Here is a 21,436-nt window from a genome sequence, read left to right as displayed (position 1 = left end):
GGGCTTTGGCCGGTGTCCTGCCCGGGTTGGGGTCGGGCATGGTCAGGGGGCCGTACGCTGGCCCGGCAACTCGGGCAGGCTTTGGACCTGCCCGGAATTTGAACGAGTGGCTCCCTGGCCTTGCCCGACGCGGGCCCCGGCCCGGGGAGGTGGGTAAAGCCCATGGAACCGACCGGCCCCACATCCGGGCCTCCGCCCCGGCCAATTCCCCGCCATCGCCTCGCCGTCGGCCTGGCGTTCGCCGTGCGGGCGCGTCCGGCTTCTCCGCGCCTCCGGCACAACGCTGCGCTTTTCTGCGCGGCCTGGTCGCTGGCCGGCCCGCGGTGGCGGAGCCGAGAGCGGGCCGGGTGAGCGGCCGTGCCGCGCGCGACCCGCGTCAGCGGGTCGCCTTGACCGTGACCTACGTGCACTCGGTGCTCAAGTCGGCACTGGAAAACGCCGTTCGTGAAGACGAGCTGCCCCGCAACGTCGCCCGGAACGTCAAGACCACCGCACCCCGGCCGACGCGTTTCCGGCCCTTCACCACAGCCGAGGCCCGCCAGTTCCTCGACGCCAGCGCCGCCGCAATCCGCCGAACCCTCCAGCGCACCAGCGCAGGCGGACTCACCACGCTACCCACCAAGACCCGGGCCTCCGAACGCCGCATCCCCCCTCCCCACCCGCTGCCTCCGGTCGCTGAAGCTCCACCGCGAGCAGCAGAAGCGCGAGAGTGAGGCCGCGGGCACCACGTGGCAGCACGACGGGCACGTGTTCACGACGGTGCAGGGCCGACCGATCGCCCCCACCAACCTCACCCGCACCTTCGCCACGCTCCTCCGCAAGGCCGGCCTCCGCCGCATCCGCTTCCACGACCTCCGGCACTCCGCCGCCACCCTGCTCCTGGAGCAGGGAGTCGAACTCGTCGTGATCAAGGAACTCCTCGGCCACGCCCACATCGGCGTCACCGCAACCGTCTACGCCCACGTCCGACTCCGCCTCCAACGCGACGCCGTAATGGCGCTCGGAAACGCTCTCGACCACCCCTGACCCACGCACGGCAACGGCGGCGAGCACCCCTGGTGTTCGCCGCCGTTGCCGTCAACTACTGCCGTCAGGTGACGACATAACGGTCGATGCCGGGCACGTGATGACCCCATGGGTTCGCTAGCACGAACACGCAGAGCTCCGCAGTAGCGTCAATCACCGAGCCGGAAGTTGCCCCGCTGCACCAACCAGGCTGTTCTATTTCGCCGATTTGATCACTTGACGGAATAAAAAGCCAGCAATTCCCCTGCAGCCAAGAACGGTTACTCCTTCGAGATCATCGAAATCCCACCTGCAGCTAGAGAGAACATCCGCACGAGAGCTCTGCGAACATCAGGATCTCGATCGATTCGCTCCAGCGATTCCAGCATTGCCGGATCGAGGTCGATAGTGGCAACTCCGCCAGCATCCTGGTCGCCAGCCGTCGCGAACAGCAGCAGACATCGATACGCCTGCACAACCCCTCCGCGTTCCTCCCGCATCAACGGCCGGAGCAAGACGGCGCCTTCCTTGACCTGGCCCCGAAGCGCTTCCACAGAGGACCACCGAGTTGCCCAGCCTCGACCCTCCGCCTCCGCCTGGATCACCAGCAACGCGTCGAAGCTGATCTCGCACACGCGGAAGTCGGGGTCCGTCGAACGGATGAGTGACATCAGAAACTAATCCCCATCGTAGACGTCGATACGAATCTGCGTATCCGGATCGATACGCCCGTCCTTGATCCTTCTTAGGATCTCGTCCTTTCGGTGATGACCTCCAAGAATGGTGCCATCGCGCGAGACGAGGATTCCATCTCCTTCATCAGCATTGTTGATGCCGTCCAGGAGCTCATCATTACTCAGCTCCTCGTGATACCACTGCGAAGCCGGATCCCGGGTGCTCTGCCCATCGGTGTATTGGCCGAGATCACCAGCATTTTCGTGACGCGCAGATATTCCCGAACCGCTCGGCCCGCACCCCTTGCCATTGCTGTTGTGAACGAGTACCGGCGTCTCGCCCGCCAGCACATAGTACGTATGGAGGCCCCCCACAGTCAGGTTGTACGTGCGGGCATGCCTGGTGAAGGGCTTGTTGGCCGTGACGATGACGGTGTGGCCGTCGTCGGTGCGCAGGCTCATTCCCGGCCGGAGTCCGCCCGCTTCGACCCAGCGGTCCTCGGATGGCGACCAGAAGGGGTGCTCGTGGGTCGCGGTGAGTGTCTCGATGCCGTCGGCGGTGGCGATGGAGAGCGTGTTGAACCGCTTGTCGTCCTCGGTGCGGATGAGACGGGTGACGTCGCGGGCGCCGGATTCTCCCGTTTCCGGGTCGGTCGCCAGGACCTTGTCGCCCAGTTCGACGTCCTCGATGTCCTTGGTGGTCCCGTCGGCCATGAGGACGTCGGTGCCGGCCAGGAAGCACTTGCAACCTGAAGGCGCGGAGCCCTTCCTCCGTTTTCCCGCGTCCTTGGCGGCGTCCGCTCCCTTGAGCCCCTTCAGGAGCTTGGCAGGGGTCGGGAGGTCCGTTGCCGCGCTGCCGCAGGCCGCGGTGAAGCCGAAGTTGCTCGCGCAGCTCTCCCACCCTTCCACATCGGGGAGGACGACAGAGGCGAGGACGGGGGCGGCGTACTGGGTCCAGAAGTTCTTCGGGGTCTCCTTTTCCTCAGTACGCAACCAAGAAGTGTGCTTCTGTGCGCCCTTTCTCTGGGCGGCCCAGGACGAGGTGATGGTGGTGGAATGAGCGCCGCCTACCTTGCTGCCCGTGTAGCCGGGGAAGTACGTCTCATTCCGATAGCTCCAGCCACCCGCGTCGTCCCGGTACCACCCGCTCCCGGTGGACCCGTGGTTGATGTCGCCGTGCTTGGTGTATTGGTCGTTGTACCCCGCGCCGCCCGCAGGGCCGTCCGGGCGCAGGCCCGTCGGGTCGCTGTACGTGAGCGGGTTGTTGTCGGCGTACGTGTAGCCGTGCATCTGCTGCGGGTCGAGCAGATCCATGATCGGGTCGACGGAGAGGAACCGGCCGGTCGCGGGGTCGTATTCGCGGGCGCCCAGGTGGGTGAGACCGGTGACGGTGTCGTTCGTCCCGCCGACGAAGCCTTTCGTGCCCGGCCAGGTCTTCGGCTGTTCACCGCGTATGCCGCCGAAGGGCGTGGTGCGGCGCTGGTTCAGTTGGAAGGTCGGGCCGTCGATGGCGAGTTGGCCCGTGCCGTGGTGGTCGGCGAGGGTGAGGGAGACCTTGTCGTCGTCGGTGCGGACGGCCTGGTGGCCGCCGCCGAGGTCCGTGTAGCGGGTCGCCTTCGGGGTGGTCGAGCCCTTGGGCAGGACGACCTCGGTGTGGCCGAGGTAGAGCGTGGTCTCGGTGGGTGTTCGGCCGATGAGGCGGTTGCCGTCGGCGTCGTAGACGTACTCGGTCACCGAGTCCGCGCCGGACCCGGACGGTTGGGTCACCTTGGCCAGGTGGCCCTCCGCGTCCCAGACCAGGCTCTGTTTGTCGCCGCCCAGGGTGCGTGTTTCGGTGTTTCCCACCTCGTCGTAGCCGTAACTCTCCCTGGCCGTACCCGAGGGGCCGGTGATGTCGACCTGGTCGAGCGTGTGCGGCCGCGGGCCGCCCGCCGGCGGGTAGGAGTAGCGGCGCTCGGTGGCCTTCGCCGGGTCACCCGCCGGATCGTGTCGCGTCTCCGTGAGGCGGTTGCCGACCGTGTCGTAGGTGTACGACAACCAGTACGGGGCCGGGCCTCCGATCGTGCCGGAGGCGGGAACGTCGGCACACGTCTTCGTCGGCTGAGTCCACGCTTCGTTCAGGCGGCGCAGGTAGTCATAGCGGAAGCACTGGGTGTCGGTGCCGGAGCGGGAGGTGTCGGAGACCGACGTGACGTTGCCCGCCGGGTCGTAGGCGTAGGTCGCGAACTGGTCGACGCCTGCCACGTCCTGGCGGTCGACCCGGCTGGTCGACAGCCGCTGCGTGCCCCACTCGTAGGTGTTGGTCACCCATGTCTTCTTGTCACCTGTGGCGGCGCCTCCCAGCTCGTACTGGCGGGGCTTGCCGGTCAGGCTGTAGGCGGTGGAGGCGCTCATACCCCGGCCGAACACACGGATGGGGCGCAGCGTCCGGTCCTCGTACTCGTAGCTGTGGCCGCCACCGGGGAGCGCCCCCGCCGCCGAGTAGCTCACTCCGCTGACTAGCCCGTTGATCTTGTACGTCGTGGTGGCCTGGTACGTTCCCGCGAGGGCGCCTTCCTCCTTGGGGATGACCACGGCGGTCCGGGTCGGCTGATACAGCCGGTCGTATTCCGTGATCTTGTCGGTGTACGCCGCCCCGTTCACGTAGCGCGTGGACTCGGCGAGCTGTCCCTTGGCGCCGCTGATCGTGTCGTAGACCCACGTGGCCCGCAGGACACCGGTGGCGCTTCCCTCACGCAGCTCGGTGGGGCGGCCCAGGTCGTCGTAGAGGTGGGTGAGGGTGAGCTTTCGCGCGTCGGTGGTGGTCGTCAGCCGGCCCCGGTCGTCGAAGGCGCTGTCGGTCCTTCCGCGGTCGGGGTCCCTGGCCACGACCTGGCGGCCGAGCTGGTCGTACTCGTAGGCCCAGGAGTTGCCCGCGGGGTCGGTGACCTTGGCCAGCCGGCTCGCCGGGGTGTACTCGTACCGGGTCGTGTCGTGCGTGGCCGGGGCCTGGCGGGTGTGGTGCTGCCACAGCTCCGTGGTCCGGCCGCGGGCGTCCGTGACGGTGGTGGTGGCGGTGCCGCCCTCGGGCGGGGTGACGGTGGTCCGGTCGCCGCCGTACACGGTGCGTGTGACGGCCAGGACCTTGCCGCCGTCGCCGTTGCCGGCGATCTCCTTGGCCTCGGTCTCCCTGCCCAGCCCGTCGTAGGCGTGGTGGGACTGGGTCTCGACGCTCAGCGCGTTCTCGGGCTCGAAGAGCAGCCTGCTGGGCTTGGTTTCGGCGTAGTAGGTGGCGAAGGTCTTGGCGGTCAGGCCGCGCCCGTCGTAGAAGGTGTCGGTGAGCAGGCGGCCGCCGTCGGGACCCGGCGCCTGCGTCTGGCGCCGGCGCAGGAACCCGTCGTAGAGGGTGAAGGACTCGATCTGCCCGTCGCCCTGTTCGTCCAGGGTCCGCGTGCCGACCGCGACCGGCTTGCCCTCCTCGACGAGATAGCTGAACTCGTAGGTCGGCAGCTGGTCGATGCGCCGGTTGGCGAGCCACACCTTGGTGGAGCGTCCCAGAGCGTCGTAGGCGAACTCGGTGCGCTTGCCGTTGGTGTCGGCCTGGGCCTTGGGCCGGCCGCGCAGGGGCTCCAGTTCGGTGGTGGTCGTCTGCGCCGTGGCGGTGTCGCCCTTCTTGGCGGGCGGGGTCGTGACCGTCGTCTTGGTCGGGTAGCCGGTGGCCGGGCTGTACGCGGTCGTGGTGGTGCGGCCGTCGTCGCGAGCCGTGCGGACCGGGGCGCCGGTGCCGGAGACGGTGACGTCGGCCGTGAGATCGGTGCTCGTCAGCGCGCGGCCGTACGCGTCGTAGGTGACGCCGGACTCCAGGTAGGTGGCCTTGGTCCAGTCGTGCGCCTTGAGGGTGGCGTGGGCCGTGGCGTCGCCCTTGGTGGGCTCCTGGCCGTAGCCGCCGCCGTCGTAGGCGGTGCGGACGTCCGAGATGACCTGCTTGGTGCGGTCCGGGGTGGCGTCGCAGGCGACCGCCACGGTCTCGACGCGCGAGGGCAGGGTGAGGAGGTTGGCGCCGGTGTTGTCCGCGTAGGTGGTGCGGGTGCACTGGTTGTCGGACGCCACGGTGGTGTCGCCGAAGTCGTCCACCTGGAAGGGGCGGCCCGCGACCGTGTCGTACGAGGTGGCCTTACTGGTCGTACGCCACCGGTCCCCCGCGCCGTCATCCAGCGAGGTGAAGGCCTTGGAGTACGCGGTCCCGGTGAAGTTCGCGGTCACCGTGCCCCAGGAGCGTTCCCGCTTGGCGGTCTGGTGGCGCCAGGGACGGTTGATCTCCTTGGACAGCACCTTGCCGCCCGGGCCGGAGTACGACGCCGACTTGTACGCGAATCCCGCCGCCGACTCGTGGTCGGTGATCGGGTCGCCCTCGTCGTCGCCGAGGGCGACGGTGACGGACTTGGTGCCGCCGGACGGCTCCTTCTTGTCGCCGTCCATGCCTCGGAGGAAGTAGGTCTCCTCCTGCGACCTCATCCCGTCGGCGCCCTGGCCACCGGTCTGGACGCGGACGTGTCCGTAGCCGCGCCACTGCGACCACGTCTTGGACTTCTCCTTGGTCAGGCCGTCATCGTCGTCGAAGTGCCAGGCCGCGCCGCCCAGGTAGGAGTAGCGGGTGACCTGGTCCGGTGCCTTGCCGGTGCGGTCGGTGGCGGTGGCGGAGTCCACCACGTACTTGTTGAACCACTCGCGGTCCGGATCATCGGTGGAGCTGCCGCCGACGTACTGCGGGTAGCAGCGGGTGGTGTTGGTCTGCGGGGTCGGCAGGCTGTCCCAGGCGCAGGCCGGGCCGGAGTAGGTGATGTCGGTCTGGCCGCCGGACTCGTCCGCGACGGTGGAGACACGCGCCTTGATGAACGGGGCCTTGCCGTCTCCGGTCCTGTCGAGCCGGTTGGCGAGCTGGGTGTACGCGAAGGTGGTCTTCGGCAGGGTGATCGGCGTGGCCGCGGCGTGGCCGGTGTGCTGGATCGAGTCGAGCAGCAGCTGGTAGTCGACGTCGGCCGTGCCCCAGCGGTGGGTGAACTTCCAGGAGTCCACCTTGGCGTAGGCGTCGCCCTTGAGTACGTCGGTGGTCACTCCCGTCAGGCGCTTGCGGGTCCAGAAGGTCGGGGACAGGCGGCCCTGGTCGCATGTGGTGCCTGCCTTGCAGTTCAGGTCCCAGGGGGTGTCGTACCAGTACTGCGCCTTGCTGCCGATCGTGTCGGCGGCGCAGGTGACACCGTCGACCGGGATGCAGCGTTCGGTGTTGGTGAAGGTGACCTTGGCGAGGGCCTTGTTCGCGTAGAGATCCGTGGAGTTCAGGCCGTATTCGATGCGGTCGAGGGAGCCGCCCCGGACGTACGGGGTGTCGTCCTCCGCCTTGAGGTTGCGGCCGTAGGAGTTGGTCTCCTTGTCGTAGTAGTACGCGATGGCGTTGCCGTGGGTGTCCACGACGTAGTCCAGGTTCCAGCGCCATGCCTGCTGGCACCAGGAGGTGGCGAACGTCGACTCGTGGCAGGGCTCGCCGGAGTCGTCGCCGTAGACGGGGGCGGTCCAGGTGGAGTCGGTGGTCTCCTTGCCCGAGGCCCAGCCGTTGAGCTTGTGATAGCCGAAGTAGGAGCGGGTACCGTCCGGAGTGGTCACCCGCCAGTACTCGTTGTCGTTGTCACCGTTCCCGCGAGCGGTGCCGGTCAGGCGCTTGATCCTGGTGCCGTCGTCCTGCTTGAGCTTCCACTCGCCGTCACCGGCCGGGACCAGCTCTCCCCCCTTGCCGTTCAGGGACAGGAACGCGTTGTCGTAGCCCCAGCACAGGTCGCCCGGCTTGTTGCCGTCGCTGTTCTCGACGCCGTCGTCCGAGCAGGGCTTGTAGCGGCGCTCGATGAAGCCCGGCCAGACATCGAAGCCGTCGCCGACCCACGAGGACTGGTTGTTGGTGCCGCCGGTCCGGCCGTCGATCCCGCCGGAGGAGTACGAGAGCCCCACGTTCGGCTTCAGACCGCCGGGCACCTCGGGCACGGTCATCTGGTGCGACCAGGTGAAGTCACCGGTGTTGAGGTTGGTCTGCCAGGTTGCCGACGGGGAGAGCGACGTGGCCTTGTAGTCACCTTTGCCGCCCTGTGCCCCGGAGACGGCGGCCAGCACGGTCGCGCCTCCGGACCGCAGGGAGACCGCGTCCGCACTGAGCGTCTGCTTCTCCGTGTCGTTGACGGCGGCCACGGGTTTGCCGACGCGGCACGCGGCCTTCTCGGGCGTGGTCAGCGCGCAGGTGGGCAGTTCGAGCAGCCGGATACGGGAGGCGTAACCGCCGCCGTACGCCTCGGAGAAGGCGGAATAGTCCACCCGCACCTGGGCCTTGGCGGAGGCCGCTGGGGCCGCCTTGCCACGCGCGGACGTGCCGGTGAGGCTGAACAGCAGGCCGTCGACGCCGGCCCGGCGGGCGCTTCTGCGGTCCAGCACGCGTGCTTCGACGCTGCCGACCGCCGAACGCGCCTCGGCATCGGCATCGGCATCGGCATCGGCGGAGAGGGTGAGGGAGATCGGCAGATCGCCGGCGGGGACCGGCTCAGACCCGCGCTTCGCGGTTGCCGCGGGTATGCGCACCACGGCCGAGCCGCCGCGGGCCCACTCCGCCTTCGGGGCCCGATCGGGGACCCTCGGCCCCTTCTCCACCGTGCGGGGCTTGGCCTTCCCGGCGGGACCACCGGCGACGGGCCGCTCCGCGACCGGTAGGTCGGGGCGCCCCTCGCCGCTGTCCGCGGCGCTCTGCGGTGCGGTCACCGCCTGGAGGAGCGTCGCCACCATCACGGCGGACACCGCTGATGCCGCGCGTCTGCGCAGCGCTGTACTGACACGGGCCCTCGGGCTGCCGTTCATCCTGCCTCATTCCTCACCGCGAGTCGTGTGCGCGCGTGTTCGTCGCGGCACGGAAATGCTCCTCGTTGGTCGACTCCTGCGAGGTCGGTGCGCCCCTGTACGGTCGGCGCGCCGACACCGGTCTCAATCACTCGGCACTTCCGTCGGCGTATCGCGCTGGCTGTCGCGCAACTGCTGGATCTGGGGCTTCGTCAGCGCGCCCTGGAACGTCCACACGTCATCCACGACACCGGGCCAGTACTCGCCCCATGCCCCCGCCGTCTTCGCCCTGCCGATCTGCAGCGACTTCGTCGCCTTGAACGTCAGCGCGTTCTCCGCCCAGGAATGCCGGTCGGGGCACTGGGAATCGTCTGGTTCCCCGTCGCCGTTCTCATCGGCGCAGGCGGCATCTTGCAGTTCGCCGCCCACGTACAGGCGTGCTTCCTTGGCGAAACCGTCGTAGACCAGTGCGAGGTGGGTCCAATCCTCCACGGCGTAGAACAGCTCGTTGTCCGCGTTCGCCAAGGACGCCTCCTTCGCGTCCCTGTCCGGCAGGGTGATCCGCCAGCTTCCCGAGCCGGCACCGCCCTTCGGCTCCGGTACGTACCGCACGACGAAACCGCTGTGATACGCGCCCTCTGCGCTCAGCAGCGCCACACTGTGGTCCGGAGCCGCGGATGCCTGCGCCCAACCCGTCACCGTGAAGCTGCCGCTGGTGTCGACCGGCACGGTCTCCGTGGCGGCGTAGTCGTTGAGCCCGTCCAGCTGGAGCCCGCCGTCGTCGACCCGGCCGCTGCCGATGGCCGCACCGCCGTTCAGCTTCACCGCGTTGTCCTCGGGGGACGCGTCGGGCGAGGAGAGGGGGGTGCCGGTCGCCGTCTCGAACTTCCAGCGGCTCTTGAGCACCGGGCGTTGCTTGAACAGCTGCTGCACCTCGCCGGCCGCAACCGGGCGGTCGTACAGCCGTACGTCGTCGATCCGGCCGGGGAAGAAGTTCCCGGGCGTCTGGTCGTAGGAGCCCGCGCCGATGAACATGGGCCCTGCCGCGTACCAGGCACCTGCCGGCTTCACCGACCCGGCTGCCTGTCCGTTGACGTACAGGGTCAGCGTGTCGGCGACGGTGTCGTGGACGCCGACCAGGTGCGTCCACGTGTCCCCGTGGGCATGGTCGCCCTCGCGCTGCATGGCACGGATGGCGCCCGCGTCGGGGGCGTCGGAGGTGTGCTGGTTGAGCACCCAGCGGTCGTACGCGGCCGAGTAGTACAGCTCGAAGCCGGACTTGTGCTCGCCGCCCTGGGAGATCGCCACCACCGAGCGGGTCGGCTTGTTCTTGGGGAGCTTGGCCCACAGGGAGACCGCGAAGCTGCGGGAGGTGTTGACGTGCGGCGCGCCGACGCGGGCGTGGTCGTCCACGCCGTCGAGGGTGAGGGCCTTCCCCGCCACGCCGGGCACGCCTGCCGTGGCACCGTTCTGGAGGCGGGCCGGAAGGACGTCGCCATGACCGGCGACCTCGCTCTTCCCGGCCGCCTCGTCCAGGGTGAAGATCGCGACGGCCGGGCGGCCCGGGTCGCCGACGCGTTCCTTCGCGTAGAGCCGCGCCACCTCGTCGTCCGCGATGCCCTTGTCGAAGAGCTGGAGCTCGTCGAGGGTGCCGGGGAGGAAGGAGTCGGGCCGGCCGCTGTACGAGCCCGCGCCGATCTGGAGGCCCCGGCGGGCGTTCCACGGAGCCGAGTGCGCGGTCTCGCCGACCTTCCGGCCATTGACATACAGCTTCAGACGGCCCGCGACGGAGTCGTAGGAGCCCACCAGGTGGGTCCACTCCCCTGCCGTCACCCCGCCCGGCTGGGCCGCCATGGCGCGTACGGCCGTCGCGTCGGGGCTGTCGGAGCTGTACTGGTTGAACACCCACCGGTCGTACGCGGACGAGTAGTACAGCTCGAAGCCCGGTCGGTGGTTGCCCGGCTGTGCGGCGATGATCGCGGCATGGTCGGGCACTGTGTCCAGCTTGACCCACGCCGAGACGGTGAAGCCGCGGTCGGTGTCCACCACCGGGATGTCGGTCCCCGCGTAGCCGGTGGTCCCGTCCAGCTTCAGGCCGGTGCCGACCGCGCCGGGCGCGCCGGTCTGGGCGCCTCCGTGCAGTCGCGCGGTACGCGGCGGGGTCGAGCCCTTCGCCTCGGTGGCCCCGGCCGCCTCGTCCAGCTGCCAGGTGGCCCGCTCCGGCTGTCCGGCCTTCACTCGGAACTGGTACGTACGGATCTCGGATGTGTTACCCGCCTCATCGAGCGCCTGGGCCGTGACGAAGTTCAGGCCGGGTTTCGACGGCAGGATGTTCACCATGCGTGCTGCGCCGCCCGAGGTGGTCAGCTGGTTCCACGGTGCGGGACTGCCGTTGACCCCGTACCGGTACCGGGTGACGTCGGTGGAGGACGAGTCGAGGGTGAAGTGCCCGTACCGGCCCACGCCGTCGTACCACGGATCGTCCGGGTCCTCCGGATCGGAGGCCGGGTACTCACCGGACGACACCCCCGGCGCCTTCGGCACACTCGTGTCGTACACGAAGTAGCAGCTGGTCGAGGTCCCCGCCGACGACCACGGCGAATACTGCGCGCCGTCCCAGGAACGGGCGTACCACGAGATCGTCTTGTTCGGGGGGAGTGTGGTGGGCAGCGTGATCGAGAAACTCGAGCCGGAGCTCTTCGCCGTGGTGCGGCCCGGCTTCCAGCGCGGGATCGTCCCCTTGCCATCACCCGCGTCCCAGGCGGCCTGGAACTCCACCGACACCGTGTCACGGTCCGGGTCCGTGACGTTGTTGGCGTAGAGCTTGCCGCGGGTACGCACGCGGAGCGCGTCACCGGGCCGAGCGCATTCGCCGCCGTACTCCATCAGCAGCTGGGTCATCCTGATCTGCGCCGGCGGCCTGTTGTACTTCACCCGGAGAAACGCATCGTCCGAGAAGCGCTTCCAGGCGTAGCGATCCGACTCGTTCCCGGCCCGCAGGCCGAACGTCATGGTCGACCACCGCTTGTTCGCGGCCTCCTGGACCGCGCCCCTGATGTCGAACTCGGCGTCACCGGCCGCGCAGCCCTCCCAGCCGTGGGCGAAGGAGCGCGACGCCAGCTTGTCGATCCAGAAGCCGGAGGCGCTCTGCGAGTTCCAGGTCGTGGACGAGCTGATGTCCTTGGTGCGCCACAGCTGTACTTCGCGGTCAGAGCAGGACGCGGACCAGGTGTTGCGCACCACGAATTCGGCCGAGAGGACCGACTTTCCGGCGAAGGGCGAGGTCGGGATGCGGTAGAGAAGCCGCTTGGTGTCGTACGGGTTGCAGTAGTTCCACTCGCACAGGCCCAGGCCCTCGTCCGGCTTGCCGTTGAACTTCCACTGCGGCGAACCAGCCCAGTACTTCGATGCCATCGTCCACGCGGACGCGCGCGGGGAGTGCCACTGCGGGTCGATGTAGACCGGGTAGACGGTGTCCGCGCCGCGGAGGACACCGCGGTCCGGGGTCAGCACGAGTTCGCGACCACCGGTGGGGAGGTCGACGTCGATGCGGGCCAGCTTGCCGGATTCGCCCGCGCCGGGCTCTGTGCCGCCGTCACCCGCGGTCGCGGTGGCCGCGCTGTGTGCGGCGGGTGCGGCGGCGGATCGCCTGGCCGGTGTGACATCGCTGGAGTCCCACATCAGCGGTGCCGACGCCTCGAACACCGCCGACTTCGCGCCCTTGTCGACCGCCTCCAGACCGCCCTCCGCGGTCTCCGCCACCTGCACGCCGTCAGTGGCCAGGCGCAGCCGCAGCCGCTCCAGCTCCGGGCTGGCCGCCGCCTTCGCCGACTTCACCACCAGCAGCTGCGAGAAGCCGTCGACCTGTGCCGATAACCGCAGGTCCACGCCCGGGAGCACGTCCGGGTACGTCGCGGTCGCACCGTCCAGTGTCGGCTCGGGCAACGTGGCCGGCCACGACAGGGACAGCTCACGGCCGGCGCGTCGCATCCGCACCATGGGGGCGTCGCCGCCGCCGGAGAAGGCCAGGTCCAGTGTGGCCGCCTTGGGCGCGACGCCGCCTTCGCCGGTCTTCACCAAGTCGGTGTCGACCGGCCGCCATTCGCCGGCCACCCGCGTCCGGACCGGTCGCAGATGCTCGACGGCCTCCAGCTTTCCGTCCGGGGTGGCGAAGACCTCGCGGCTCTCGCCGCGCAGCGACGCGATTTCCACGTTCTCGCCGGACCGCTTGGCTTTCTGCACGGCGGTGCCCTCGGTGGCGGCGACCGGCGCGGCCTTCGTACGCGGGGAGGCGGAGGCCGTCTTCGCCGGCGCGGTCGCCGGACCCGCCGCGGCCTGGGCCGCCAGCGCGCCGGGCAGCAGCCCGGACGCCAGGGCGACCCCCAGCCCGCCGACGACAACACGTCTCGAGCCACGCATGCGCGCATGACGAAGCATCCCCCGGGCCCTCCCCTGACCCTCGTCCCGTCACAACGTGGAGATCACGTGGACGAGACGAGGAGAGAAGGTAAACCAGCGCGATCACGGTGGTCTACAGCACACAAAGGGCAAAGGCGACGAGTTTCTGACTGAACGGATCATTCCGGTGTGAGATGCGTCATTGTTTGACCGGCCGATGGAACGCGTCCTCACGGCTCCCCGCTTCCTCCAATCCTCCCAGCGCCCCGGGCAGGTCGCCGGTGTGCACCACCCCGAGGCGCTGGGTGGCGCGGGTCAGCGCGACGTACAGGTCGCTCACCCCGTACTCGGCCGGTTCCACGACCAGCACCGTGTCGAACTCCAGCCCCTTCGCCTGCCGTGCGTCCAGCAGCACCACGTCCCGGGTGAGGTCGGGCGCGGGCCCGTGACCCGCGTCCGGCAGCTCCGCGAGGAGCGACGCGTGCAGCGCCGCCGGGGCGACGACCGCGACCCGTCCCCCGCCCCGGGCCGCCGCGGCCTCCCGCGCCACCGCGGCGGCGAGGCCGCCTGCGGCAACGCGCAGCGCCCAGGGCCGCACCCCGGTCGACCGCACCGAGCCGGGCGGTACGAACGACGGGTCGTGCGCGCGCAGGAACCCGGCCGCCACCTCCATGATCTCGGCGGGCGTACGGTAGTTGACCCCCAGCCGCACGTGCTCCCAGCGGTCGCCCACGTACGGCTCCAGGATGCGTTCCCAGGAGCCGAGCCCGGCCGCCTCCCCGGTCTGCGCCGGGTCCCCGACGAGCGTCATCGAGCGCGTCGGAATCCGCCGCATCAGCAGCCGCCAGGCCATCGCCGAGAGCTCCTGCGCCTCGTCGACGACGATGTGGCCGAACGCCCAGGTACGGTCGGCCGCCGCCCGCTCGGCCGCGCTGCGGTGGTCGGCCTCCTCGTGACGTTCGGCCATCCGCTCGGCGTCGATGATGTCGTGCGCGGCGAGGACCTCGGACTCCTCGTCCTCGAACTCGTACGTCTCCGAGCCGGCGGACAGCTCCAACACGCCCTGTGCGTAGGCGATCCGCTCCTGGCGCTCGGCCTCGGCCGCGGCGCGGGCCGCGCTGTCGTCCTCGCCCAGCAGTTCGGCGGCCTCGTCGAGGAGCGGTACGTCGGCCTGGGTCCACGGCCCGCCCTGCCGCCGGATCAGGTCGGCCGACTCGTCGTCGAGGTGGACCGGCTCAGCGAGGAGGTCCGCGACGAACTCCTGCGGCGTGAGCTGCGGCCACAGCTCGTCGACGGCCGCGTGGACCTCCCGGCTCGTCGCGATCTCCTTGCCCATCTGGGCGAGGTCGTCGGGCCCCAGCAGGTTGGGCCCGCCGAACGGGTCGGCGCCGATCCGCTCGGCCAGTTGCGCGGTGAGCGCGTCGATGACGTGGAAGGCGAAGACGGGCCTGGCCAGGTTGTGGGACAGCCCGCTCTCGCGCGCCCGCCAGCGCGCGTCCTCGGCCATGGCCCGGTCCAGGTGGAGCGTCCCGTATCCGTCGTGGTCGATCTCCATCGCCCGCTCGGGCACGGTCTGCCGGTCCCGCAGCGCCTTCGCCAGCACGCCGGCCATGGCGGCGCGCCCCTTGACCTCGGCGGCGGCCGGACTGTCGGTGCCGGTGGCGCGCACACCGGGGAAGAGTTCGCCGATGGTGGCCAGCAGCACCCCCGTCTCCCCCAGCGACGGCAGCACGTCGCCGATGTAGCTCAGGAAGGCCGGATTCGGGCCGACGATCAGCACAGCGCGACGGGCCAGCAGTTCCCGGTGCTCGTACAGCAGATACGCCGCCCGGTGCAGCCCGACGACGGTCTTCCCCGTGCCGGGCCCGCCCTCGACGACCATGACGCCCTGGTGGGGCGCCCGGATGATGCGGTCCTGCTCGGCCTGGATGGTCCGGACGATGTCGTGCATCCGCCCCGTGCGGCCCGCGTCCAGCGCGGCCAGCAGGACCTCGTCGGCGTCCGCGCCCTCGTGGCCGGTGCGGGTCGGATCTCCGAGGTCCATCAACTCGTCGTGGAGCGCGGTGACGGTGCGCCCCTCAGTGGTGATGTGCCGCCTGCGCCGCAGGCCCATCGGAGAATGGCCGGTGGCCAGATAGAAGGGACGCGCCACGTCGGCCCGCCAGTCGATCACCAGGGGCGTACGGGACGGGTCATCCCGGCGAATTCCGATGCGCCCGATGTGGTGGGACCGGCCGTCCCGGAAGTCGAGGCGTCCGAAACAGAGCCCGTTCTCCCCCGCCTGGATCGCACTGAGCAGCCCGGACTGCTCCGCCACCAGCACATCCCGCTCGAGTCTGGCCTGAAAACCGCTCCCGACCTGCACGAGCGCGCCGCGCACCGACTCCTCGGCCTGCTCCCTGAGCTGGTCCAGCCGAGCGTAGAGGCCGGTGATGAATTGCTGCTCCTGCCGCATTTCCTCGGTTGACAATTCCACTCCTGACGCGATACGCTTCTCGCAGAAGACTTCCCCTGATGCCCTTTCCATAAAGGCATGAAGGGTTAAATATACGCAGGATCAAGCCCCGGATGTCAATTCATCCGGGGCTTTTCCTTTTGGGGATTTGTCTTTTTTGAGGCAACCGCCAGCATGCCCCGGTCGGTTCACCGTATGAAGTCGACCTCGGGGTAATGGCGCGAGGGGCCGTCGAGCAGCTCGCTGTGCCGGTGGCGCAGATGCTTGTCGAAGAAGGCGGCGAGGTAGGTGCGTTGGACCTCGATGGAGCGGTTGGGGTCGATCCTGCCGAGTATCTGCTCCAGTTGAGGCGGGGTCAGACCGAATGCGCCCGGCGCCTGGGGGAACAGGACCTGGTTGTCGACGAAGGAGTTGTGCCCGGAGCCGTGCAGCTTCAGGTCGAGCCGCTCTCCGTGCAGGTTTTCCCACAACCGCGCCCAGCTCCGGTCGGTGTCACGGTTGTGGCGCTCGGCGCTGAACAGCATGTAGGGGCGATCGAGCCGCTGGTGGACCGACGAACCGAAGAGCTGGCCGTCCAGGTTCACGCCGGCGTCGATCCTGGAGTCCGCTTGCATGGCCGCTGCCACCGATCCTCCGCCGAGGGAAGCGCCGAACATCCCGATACGTTTCGTGCTCACGGCTTGGGTCAGCCCGTGGGGGAGCTGCTTCTGTTCCACGTCCGGGTTGTGGCCGCGGGCGATCTCGGCCAGCTGGTCAACGACGAAGCGGGAGTCCGCCGCCCGAACGTCGATCAAGTCGCGCGATTTGGTACCTGGCTGCAGCATGCTCACCTCATGTCGCCCGCCGGGGAACACCACGTCGCCGGTGTCGTGGGTGTGGTCGATGGTGACGACCAAGTAGCCGCGGCTGGCCAGGTCCTGAACCAGTGCGGTGCCCGTCGCCCGGTTCCCGCGCCCGCCGGGCGAGTACAGCAGCACCGGCAGCTTGCCGGCCTTGCGGGCGACCGGGGCGCCGGTGTGCCCGGCGGTGGTGGGTAGGGTCACCCCGCCCGGCAGCACCTGCTGGCTGTTGGGGAGGAGTGCGGCAGGGTAGCGGGAGGTGTGCGTGGCCGGGTACCACAGGGAGACCATCAGCTCGCGCTGCTGTCCGGGCACCCATGGATCCATGCGCTTCGCGTCGCGCAGGTGCAGGTCGACCGTTCCGACGCCGTAGCGCCCGGTCGGGGCGGGGAGAGTGAGCTGGCCCGGGGCTTGCGGCGTGTTCAGGACCGCCGCCGCGGCCGTGGGCGTGTGGTCCGGGGCCGGCGCCATGTCCCAGGGCTCCGCCGCGGCCTCGGGCATACCGGAGCCGTTCCCGACGGCGGCGGCAGACCCGACCCCGGTGCCCAGGACGACGGCCAGTGCCCCTGTGGTGCCGGCGACCCGGGCGCGCAGCCGGCTCTGGCGCTTTCGTGCGTGCTTCGCGTGCTTCATGGGCAGCCCCGTCTCCACGATGGTGATCGCCACGTGACCGGCGATCGGCTGGCGGCCCATCGTATAGGCAGTTTGCCATAGCCAAGCCAACGCTCCGGATTATGCGGAGAGTTCCCGACCCCGCACGGATGGTGATGCGGGCGCCAACAACCCACCCTGAAGTGCATAGTTTTGACCTCGCACCAGGTGGCGCCGCCGGTCGCGCGGGCAATCTTTACCGCGGAGCCGTGTGCATATGGAAACGCGAACAGGCTTGTGATTATCGTGTGAACGCAGTATCGATACTGATCAAGTTGCCGCACGGCATCCCCCCACGCGCCGAGAGGACGCTGCCCTGCACCCGGTTGCCCCCGCGCCCCGTCGACACCGCGCACGACGCCGCGCCGACATGCCTCTGCTCGGAGGTGTCCGCCCGCCGATCGCCGCACTGCTGTGCGCACTTCTGGCAGTTGCCGTGTTTCCCACACTCGGCCTCGCCGCCGTCCATGAACAGGAAGTACCCCAGGCGGTACGCGACGCGGAACGCCGGATCGCCGAGGACGCCGCGGCCTCGTTCGGAACCTCCGTCGACGTCAGAGCCAGGGCGGTGCGTCGTTCCGCCGCGTCGGTCGAGGCCCCGGCGAGCGGTGCTCCGGAGGCGACGCTGCGGTCCCTCCTTGCGGCCGGTCCCCGCGTGCGGGGCGGTGTGCTCCTCGACCCGCGCACCGGCAGGCCGCTGGCGGCCAGCGGTGAAAAGGTGCCGCTGACCGGGGTGGATGTGGCGGCTCTGGCGCGCTCCGGTGCTGCCGACATCGCTCCCCGGCCGACCACTTCGGAGAGCGCCGGACCACGACTGCTGTTCTTCGCCCGGGTGGTTGTCCCCGCTCCGGCCCGGAACCAGGACCACGCACGGGACGCGGCGCGGGAACGGCGCGGCGGCACACGCGCATTCCTGCTGGTCGTCTCGGACAAGGTCGCGGCCCTCACGGTGCACGGAGAGGGGCGCACCGGTCAGGTGGTGGACCGGAAAGGAAAGGTGCTCGCCACCTCCGCCGCCACCGGCGCGGCCCTGACGCCCGACACCGAGGACCGCGCCCTGCCCTCCGCTGCCGCCGACGCCGGTCAGCGCACCGGCGACGCCTCCGGCAGCATGCTCGGCGACGGTCACGACGGGCTGCGCAGGGTCGCGGGGTGGGCATCGGTCGCCGCGGTGGACGGCAAGGACGACACCTCCGGCCTGGGACTGACGATTCTCACGTTCAGGGAGGTGCCCCCGGCGAAGGGCGGAGCCGACCACACAGGGTTCGCCATCGTGGCCGCGGGCGCGTTGGTGGTGATCGCCGTGTTGGTCACCCTGGTGCTGTGGGGCATCGTGCAGCGTCCGCTGCTGCGGCTGCACCTCTCCGCCGCCCGGCTGGCCAGGGGCGCCTGCGGCCTGCCCGAGGCGCGGGCGGAGTTGGCGCGGCCGGTGCCGGCCGGAGCGTTCGGCGAGCCCGGCAGGGTCGGCCGGGCGCTGGAGTCGATTCGCCGTCAACTGCTCGGCGAGACGGGACCGGAGCCTGTGCCGCCTCCCCGGCGCCGCCCCGGTGTCCGGTCGCTGGTCGTCGTCTGCGCACTGGTGATCGGCGCGTGGGGGATGCCGTTGCTCTTCCTGCTCAACCGCGTGCCGGACGCGCGGGCCGTACCGGCGGCCGTCGTCGCCGACCAACAGGCACGCACCGAAGCCGCCGCCGACCGGGTGCGGCAGTCCCTCGGCCAGAGCCACGCCGACCTCACGGCGATGGCATCGGCCATCGCCGGTGCGCCACGGGAGCGGGCGACGGAGGTGCTGCGACGGGGCCGCGCCGACCATCCCACGTACCGATCGCTGTACGTGCTGGACCGCAGCGGTGCCATCGTGCTGCGGGTGGGCAAGCAGCCGCTGCGCCCCCTGCTCCACGCGCCGGCCGGCAACGGGATCAGCCCGATCGGCGCATCGGGCAAGATCCCCGCGATCGCCGCCTACGCTCAGCTCAAGACCGGCGAGAACGACGAGAACGACGGGAATGCCAAAGGCACCGCCCCGGCTGTCGTCGTCGCGGAGATCGGCGTGGACGCGCTGAACGACCTGGTCGCCCGTCCGGGGCTCGGCAGGGTGTGGCTGACCGACGAGCACCACAAAGTGGTCGCGGCGAGCGTCGACTTCGAAGCCTTCCAGTCACTTCCCAGTCGGGGCCTCACCCGTCTGGTGGTCAAGACCGACGCGGCACCCGGCGGCGCGGGCAGCCCGGCATCGGCCGTACTCCACTCGGGGAGCGCGCCGGGCGGGGGCCCGTCGGTCGCGGCCGCCGCGCCAGTGGCACAGACGGGGCCCGCCGCCGGACTCCGCTGGCGGGTGGTCTCCGCCGAGCCTGCCGCGGCGCTCAAACTGGCGGCGTTCGAGGCGCAGGCACGCACCATGCTGGCCGGCCTGCTCGCCCTGTCCGCGGGGGTCGCCTGCCTGGGCTGGCTGCACATCGTGGTGGTCAGACCGCTGCGCACCCTCGCCAACTGCGCGGAGCGGCTGGCCGCCGGTGACCGCCGCACCGTGCTGTACCCGGTCCACCACGACGAATGCGGCTCGGTCGCTCGCAGTCTGGAGCTGCTCCGGCAGGCGCTGGCAGAGCAGGACCGCGGCGCGGAGGCCGGCGTGGCCGCTGTCCCTGCCCCATCGTTCCACCCCGGCGGCGCGCCGTAACAGTGAAGGACCGACTGACGTGCTTTTCCTTTACGTTGTACTTCTGCTGAGCTGTGCCGCGCTGCTGGTCGCCGGCGTGCTGGAGCAGCGGCGCCACTACGCCGCGCTGGCGCAGATCCCCACGCGGGTGCTGGTCAACGGCATCCGGGGCAAGAGCTCGATCACCCGCCTGTGCGCGGGGGCGCTGCGCGGCGGTGGTCTGGTCACCGTGGCCAAGACCACCGGTACCGCTGCCCGGTTCATCCACCCGGATGCCACAGAGGAGCCGGTGTACCGGAAGTTCGGCATCGCGAACATCGTCGAGCAGATCGGCATAGTCCGGCGCGCCGCGGCATACCGGCCGGACGCTCTGGTCATCGAGTGCATGGCGGTGATGCCCGCACTTCAGGAGGTCAACCAGGAGAAGCTGATCCGCTCCACCATCGGCGTGCTGTGCAACGTCCGTGAGGACCACCTCGCCGAAATGGGCCCGACGCTGGACGATGTGGCGCGCTCGCTGTCCCGGTCGATGCCGGTCGGCGGGGTCTGCGTCACCGCCGAGCAGGAGCGACTGCACATCCTCAAGGAGGAGGCGGACAAGCGCAGGTGCCACCTGATCGCGGTCGACCCGGAGTCGGTCACCGACGAGGAGCTGCGCGGGTTCAGTTGGTTTACGTTCAAGGAGAACGTCGCCATCGCGCTGGCGGTGGCCGAACTGCTCGGGGTGGACCGGGCCACGGCGCTGCGCGGTATGTGGGACGCGCCGCCGGATCCCGGCGTGCTCACCGTCGAGCGCTACCGCACACCGGAAGGCAAGCGGCTGCGCTTCGCCAACGTCTTCGCCGCCAACGACCCCGAGTCGACGTTGATGAACGTCCGTCAGTTGGAGGAGCTCGGTGCGATCCGCCGCCCGCTGAACCTGGTCGTCAACTGCCGCCCGGACCGGGTGGAACGCAACGGGCAGATGGGAGCGATCGTCCCCGACCTGGCCCCGGAGACGGTCTTCCTCATCGGGCACCCGACCAAGAGCGCCCTCGACGGCATCCCGCCGGGCTGGTCGTCGGGCCGGGTGGTGGACCTGGGCGGCGAACGGCGGGACGCGCACGAGCTGACCCGCGCCATCCTCGCCGAACTGGCCCCTCATTCCTCACTGGTGGCCGTCGGCAACATCCACGGCCAGGGCGAACTGCTCCTGGAGCACCTCGGCAAGCTGCCCCCGGACCACGCCGATGAGCCGCTTCCGATCGCGCACCCGCCCGAGCCGGAGCCGTACAGCTGGGTGGCGGCGCTGAACGACCCGACGTCCGGCCCGTATATCCCACGCCCCTCCGCTGTCCCACGCCCCTCTTCTGTCCCAAGCCCCTCCGCCGCCCATCCCGACGCCTGGTACGAGACCGCAAGGAAGTCGCTGTGATCCCCGTCACCATCACTCCGCAGATCGCCGCGCTGGGGATCGCCCTCGGACTGGTCTTCTCGCTGGTCTGCTATCTGACCACCAACCTCTCTCCCGGCGGCATGATCACCCCCGGCTGGCTGGCGCTGACCATCGTGACCGATGTGGTCCGGGCCGCGCTGATGGTCGGCGTCATGGTGCTCACCCTCGTCACGACCAAGGTCCTCCAGCGTCATGTGATCCTCTACGGGAAGCGGCTGTTCGCCGCCGTGGTGCTGTCCGCGGTGCTGCTCCAGACCACGGTGATGCTCGCCCTCCAGCACGAGTTCCCGCTCCTTTACACCACCCAGACCCTGGGCTTCATCGTGCCCGGCCTGATCGCCTATCAGATGGTCCGCCAGCCGTTGGCGGCCACCGTGGTCTCCACCACCGCGGTGACCCTCGGCACGTATGTAGTGCTGGTCGCCGGGCTGCTGCTGGGGGCACTGCCCGTCGGCTGAGCGAGCCGCACGCGTC

At 70.0% G+C, this 21,436-nt stretch carries 8 protein-coding genes and 1 pseudogene; 4 read left to right on the top strand and 5 right to left on the bottom strand.

Annotated features, from left to right (window positions below):
• Window positions 1–389: 389 nt before the first annotated feature.
• Window positions 390–1,026 (top strand): annotated as a pseudogene (locus Q3Y56_RS29945) (tyrosine-type recombinase/integrase); the annotation flags it as partial.
• 260 nt (window positions 1,027–1,286) lie between these two features.
• Here the strand turns inward: Q3Y56_RS29945 and Q3Y56_RS29940 are convergent.
• The 5 genes from Q3Y56_RS29940 to Q3Y56_RS29920 form a co-directional block, all read right to left on the bottom strand.
• The gene (locus tag Q3Y56_RS29940; protein ID WP_304464893.1) at window positions 1,287–1,676 is read right to left on the bottom strand and encodes a hypothetical protein; all 390 of its coding nucleotides are present in this window, start codon (window positions 1,674–1,676) and stop codon (window positions 1,287–1,289) included.
• Between the two features lie 6 nt (window positions 1,677–1,682).
• Window positions 1,683–8,477, bottom strand: coding sequence for a polymorphic toxin-type HINT domain-containing protein (locus Q3Y56_RS29935; protein ID WP_304464892.1), 6,795 nt, complete (start codon window positions 8,475–8,477; stop codon window positions 1,683–1,685).
• Between the two features lie 195 nt (window positions 8,478–8,672).
• The gene (locus Q3Y56_RS29930; protein ID WP_304464891.1) at window positions 8,673–12,947 is read right to left on the bottom strand and encodes a LamG-like jellyroll fold domain-containing protein; all 4,275 of its coding nucleotides are present in this window, start codon (window positions 12,945–12,947) and stop codon (window positions 8,673–8,675) included.
• A 178-nt stretch (window positions 12,948–13,125) separates the two neighbouring features.
• Window positions 13,126–15,381 carry an AAA family ATPase gene (locus tag Q3Y56_RS29925; protein WP_304465864.1) on the bottom strand — a complete coding sequence of 752 codons (2,256 nt, stop codon included), beginning with the start codon at window positions 15,379–15,381 and terminating at the stop codon, window positions 13,126–13,128.
• Between the two features lie 188 nt (window positions 15,382–15,569).
• Window positions 15,570–16,913 carry a hydrolase gene (locus tag Q3Y56_RS29920; protein ID WP_304464890.1) on the bottom strand — a complete coding sequence of 448 codons (1,344 nt, stop codon included), beginning with the start codon at window positions 16,911–16,913 and terminating at the stop codon, window positions 15,570–15,572.
• Between the two features lie 328 nt (window positions 16,914–17,241).
• Between Q3Y56_RS29920 and Q3Y56_RS29915 the strand changes: the two genes are divergently transcribed.
• Genes Q3Y56_RS29915 through Q3Y56_RS29905 form a run of 3 tightly spaced genes read left to right on the top strand, consistent with a single transcriptional unit; the run spans window position 17,242 to window position 21,420 of the window.
• A complete protein-coding gene (locus tag Q3Y56_RS29915) occupies window positions 17,242–19,548 on the top strand; it encodes a HAMP domain-containing protein (protein ID WP_304464889.1) in 2,307 nt (768 codons plus the stop codon).
• Window positions 19,549–19,567: 19 nt separating this feature from the next.
• Window positions 19,568–20,941, top strand: a complete 1,374-nt coding sequence (gene pgsB, locus Q3Y56_RS29910; protein WP_304464888.1) for a poly-gamma-glutamate synthase PgsB — start codon at window positions 19,568–19,570, stop codon at window positions 20,939–20,941.
• A complete protein-coding gene (locus tag Q3Y56_RS29905) occupies window positions 20,938–21,420 on the top strand; it encodes a poly-gamma-glutamate biosynthesis protein PgsC/CapC (RefSeq protein ID WP_304464887.1) in 483 nt (160 codons plus the stop codon). Before pgsB ends, Q3Y56_RS29905 begins: the two co-directional genes overlap by 4 nt.
• Window positions 21,421–21,436 lie beyond the last annotated feature (16 nt).

The sequence above is a fragment of the Streptomyces sp. XD-27 genome (assembly GCF_030553055.1).
Taxonomy (GTDB): domain Bacteria; phylum Actinomycetota; class Actinomycetes; order Streptomycetales; family Streptomycetaceae; genus Streptomyces.
Note: the sequence above shows the minus strand (reverse complement) of the source record. Positions and strands in the feature narration are given on the sequence as shown.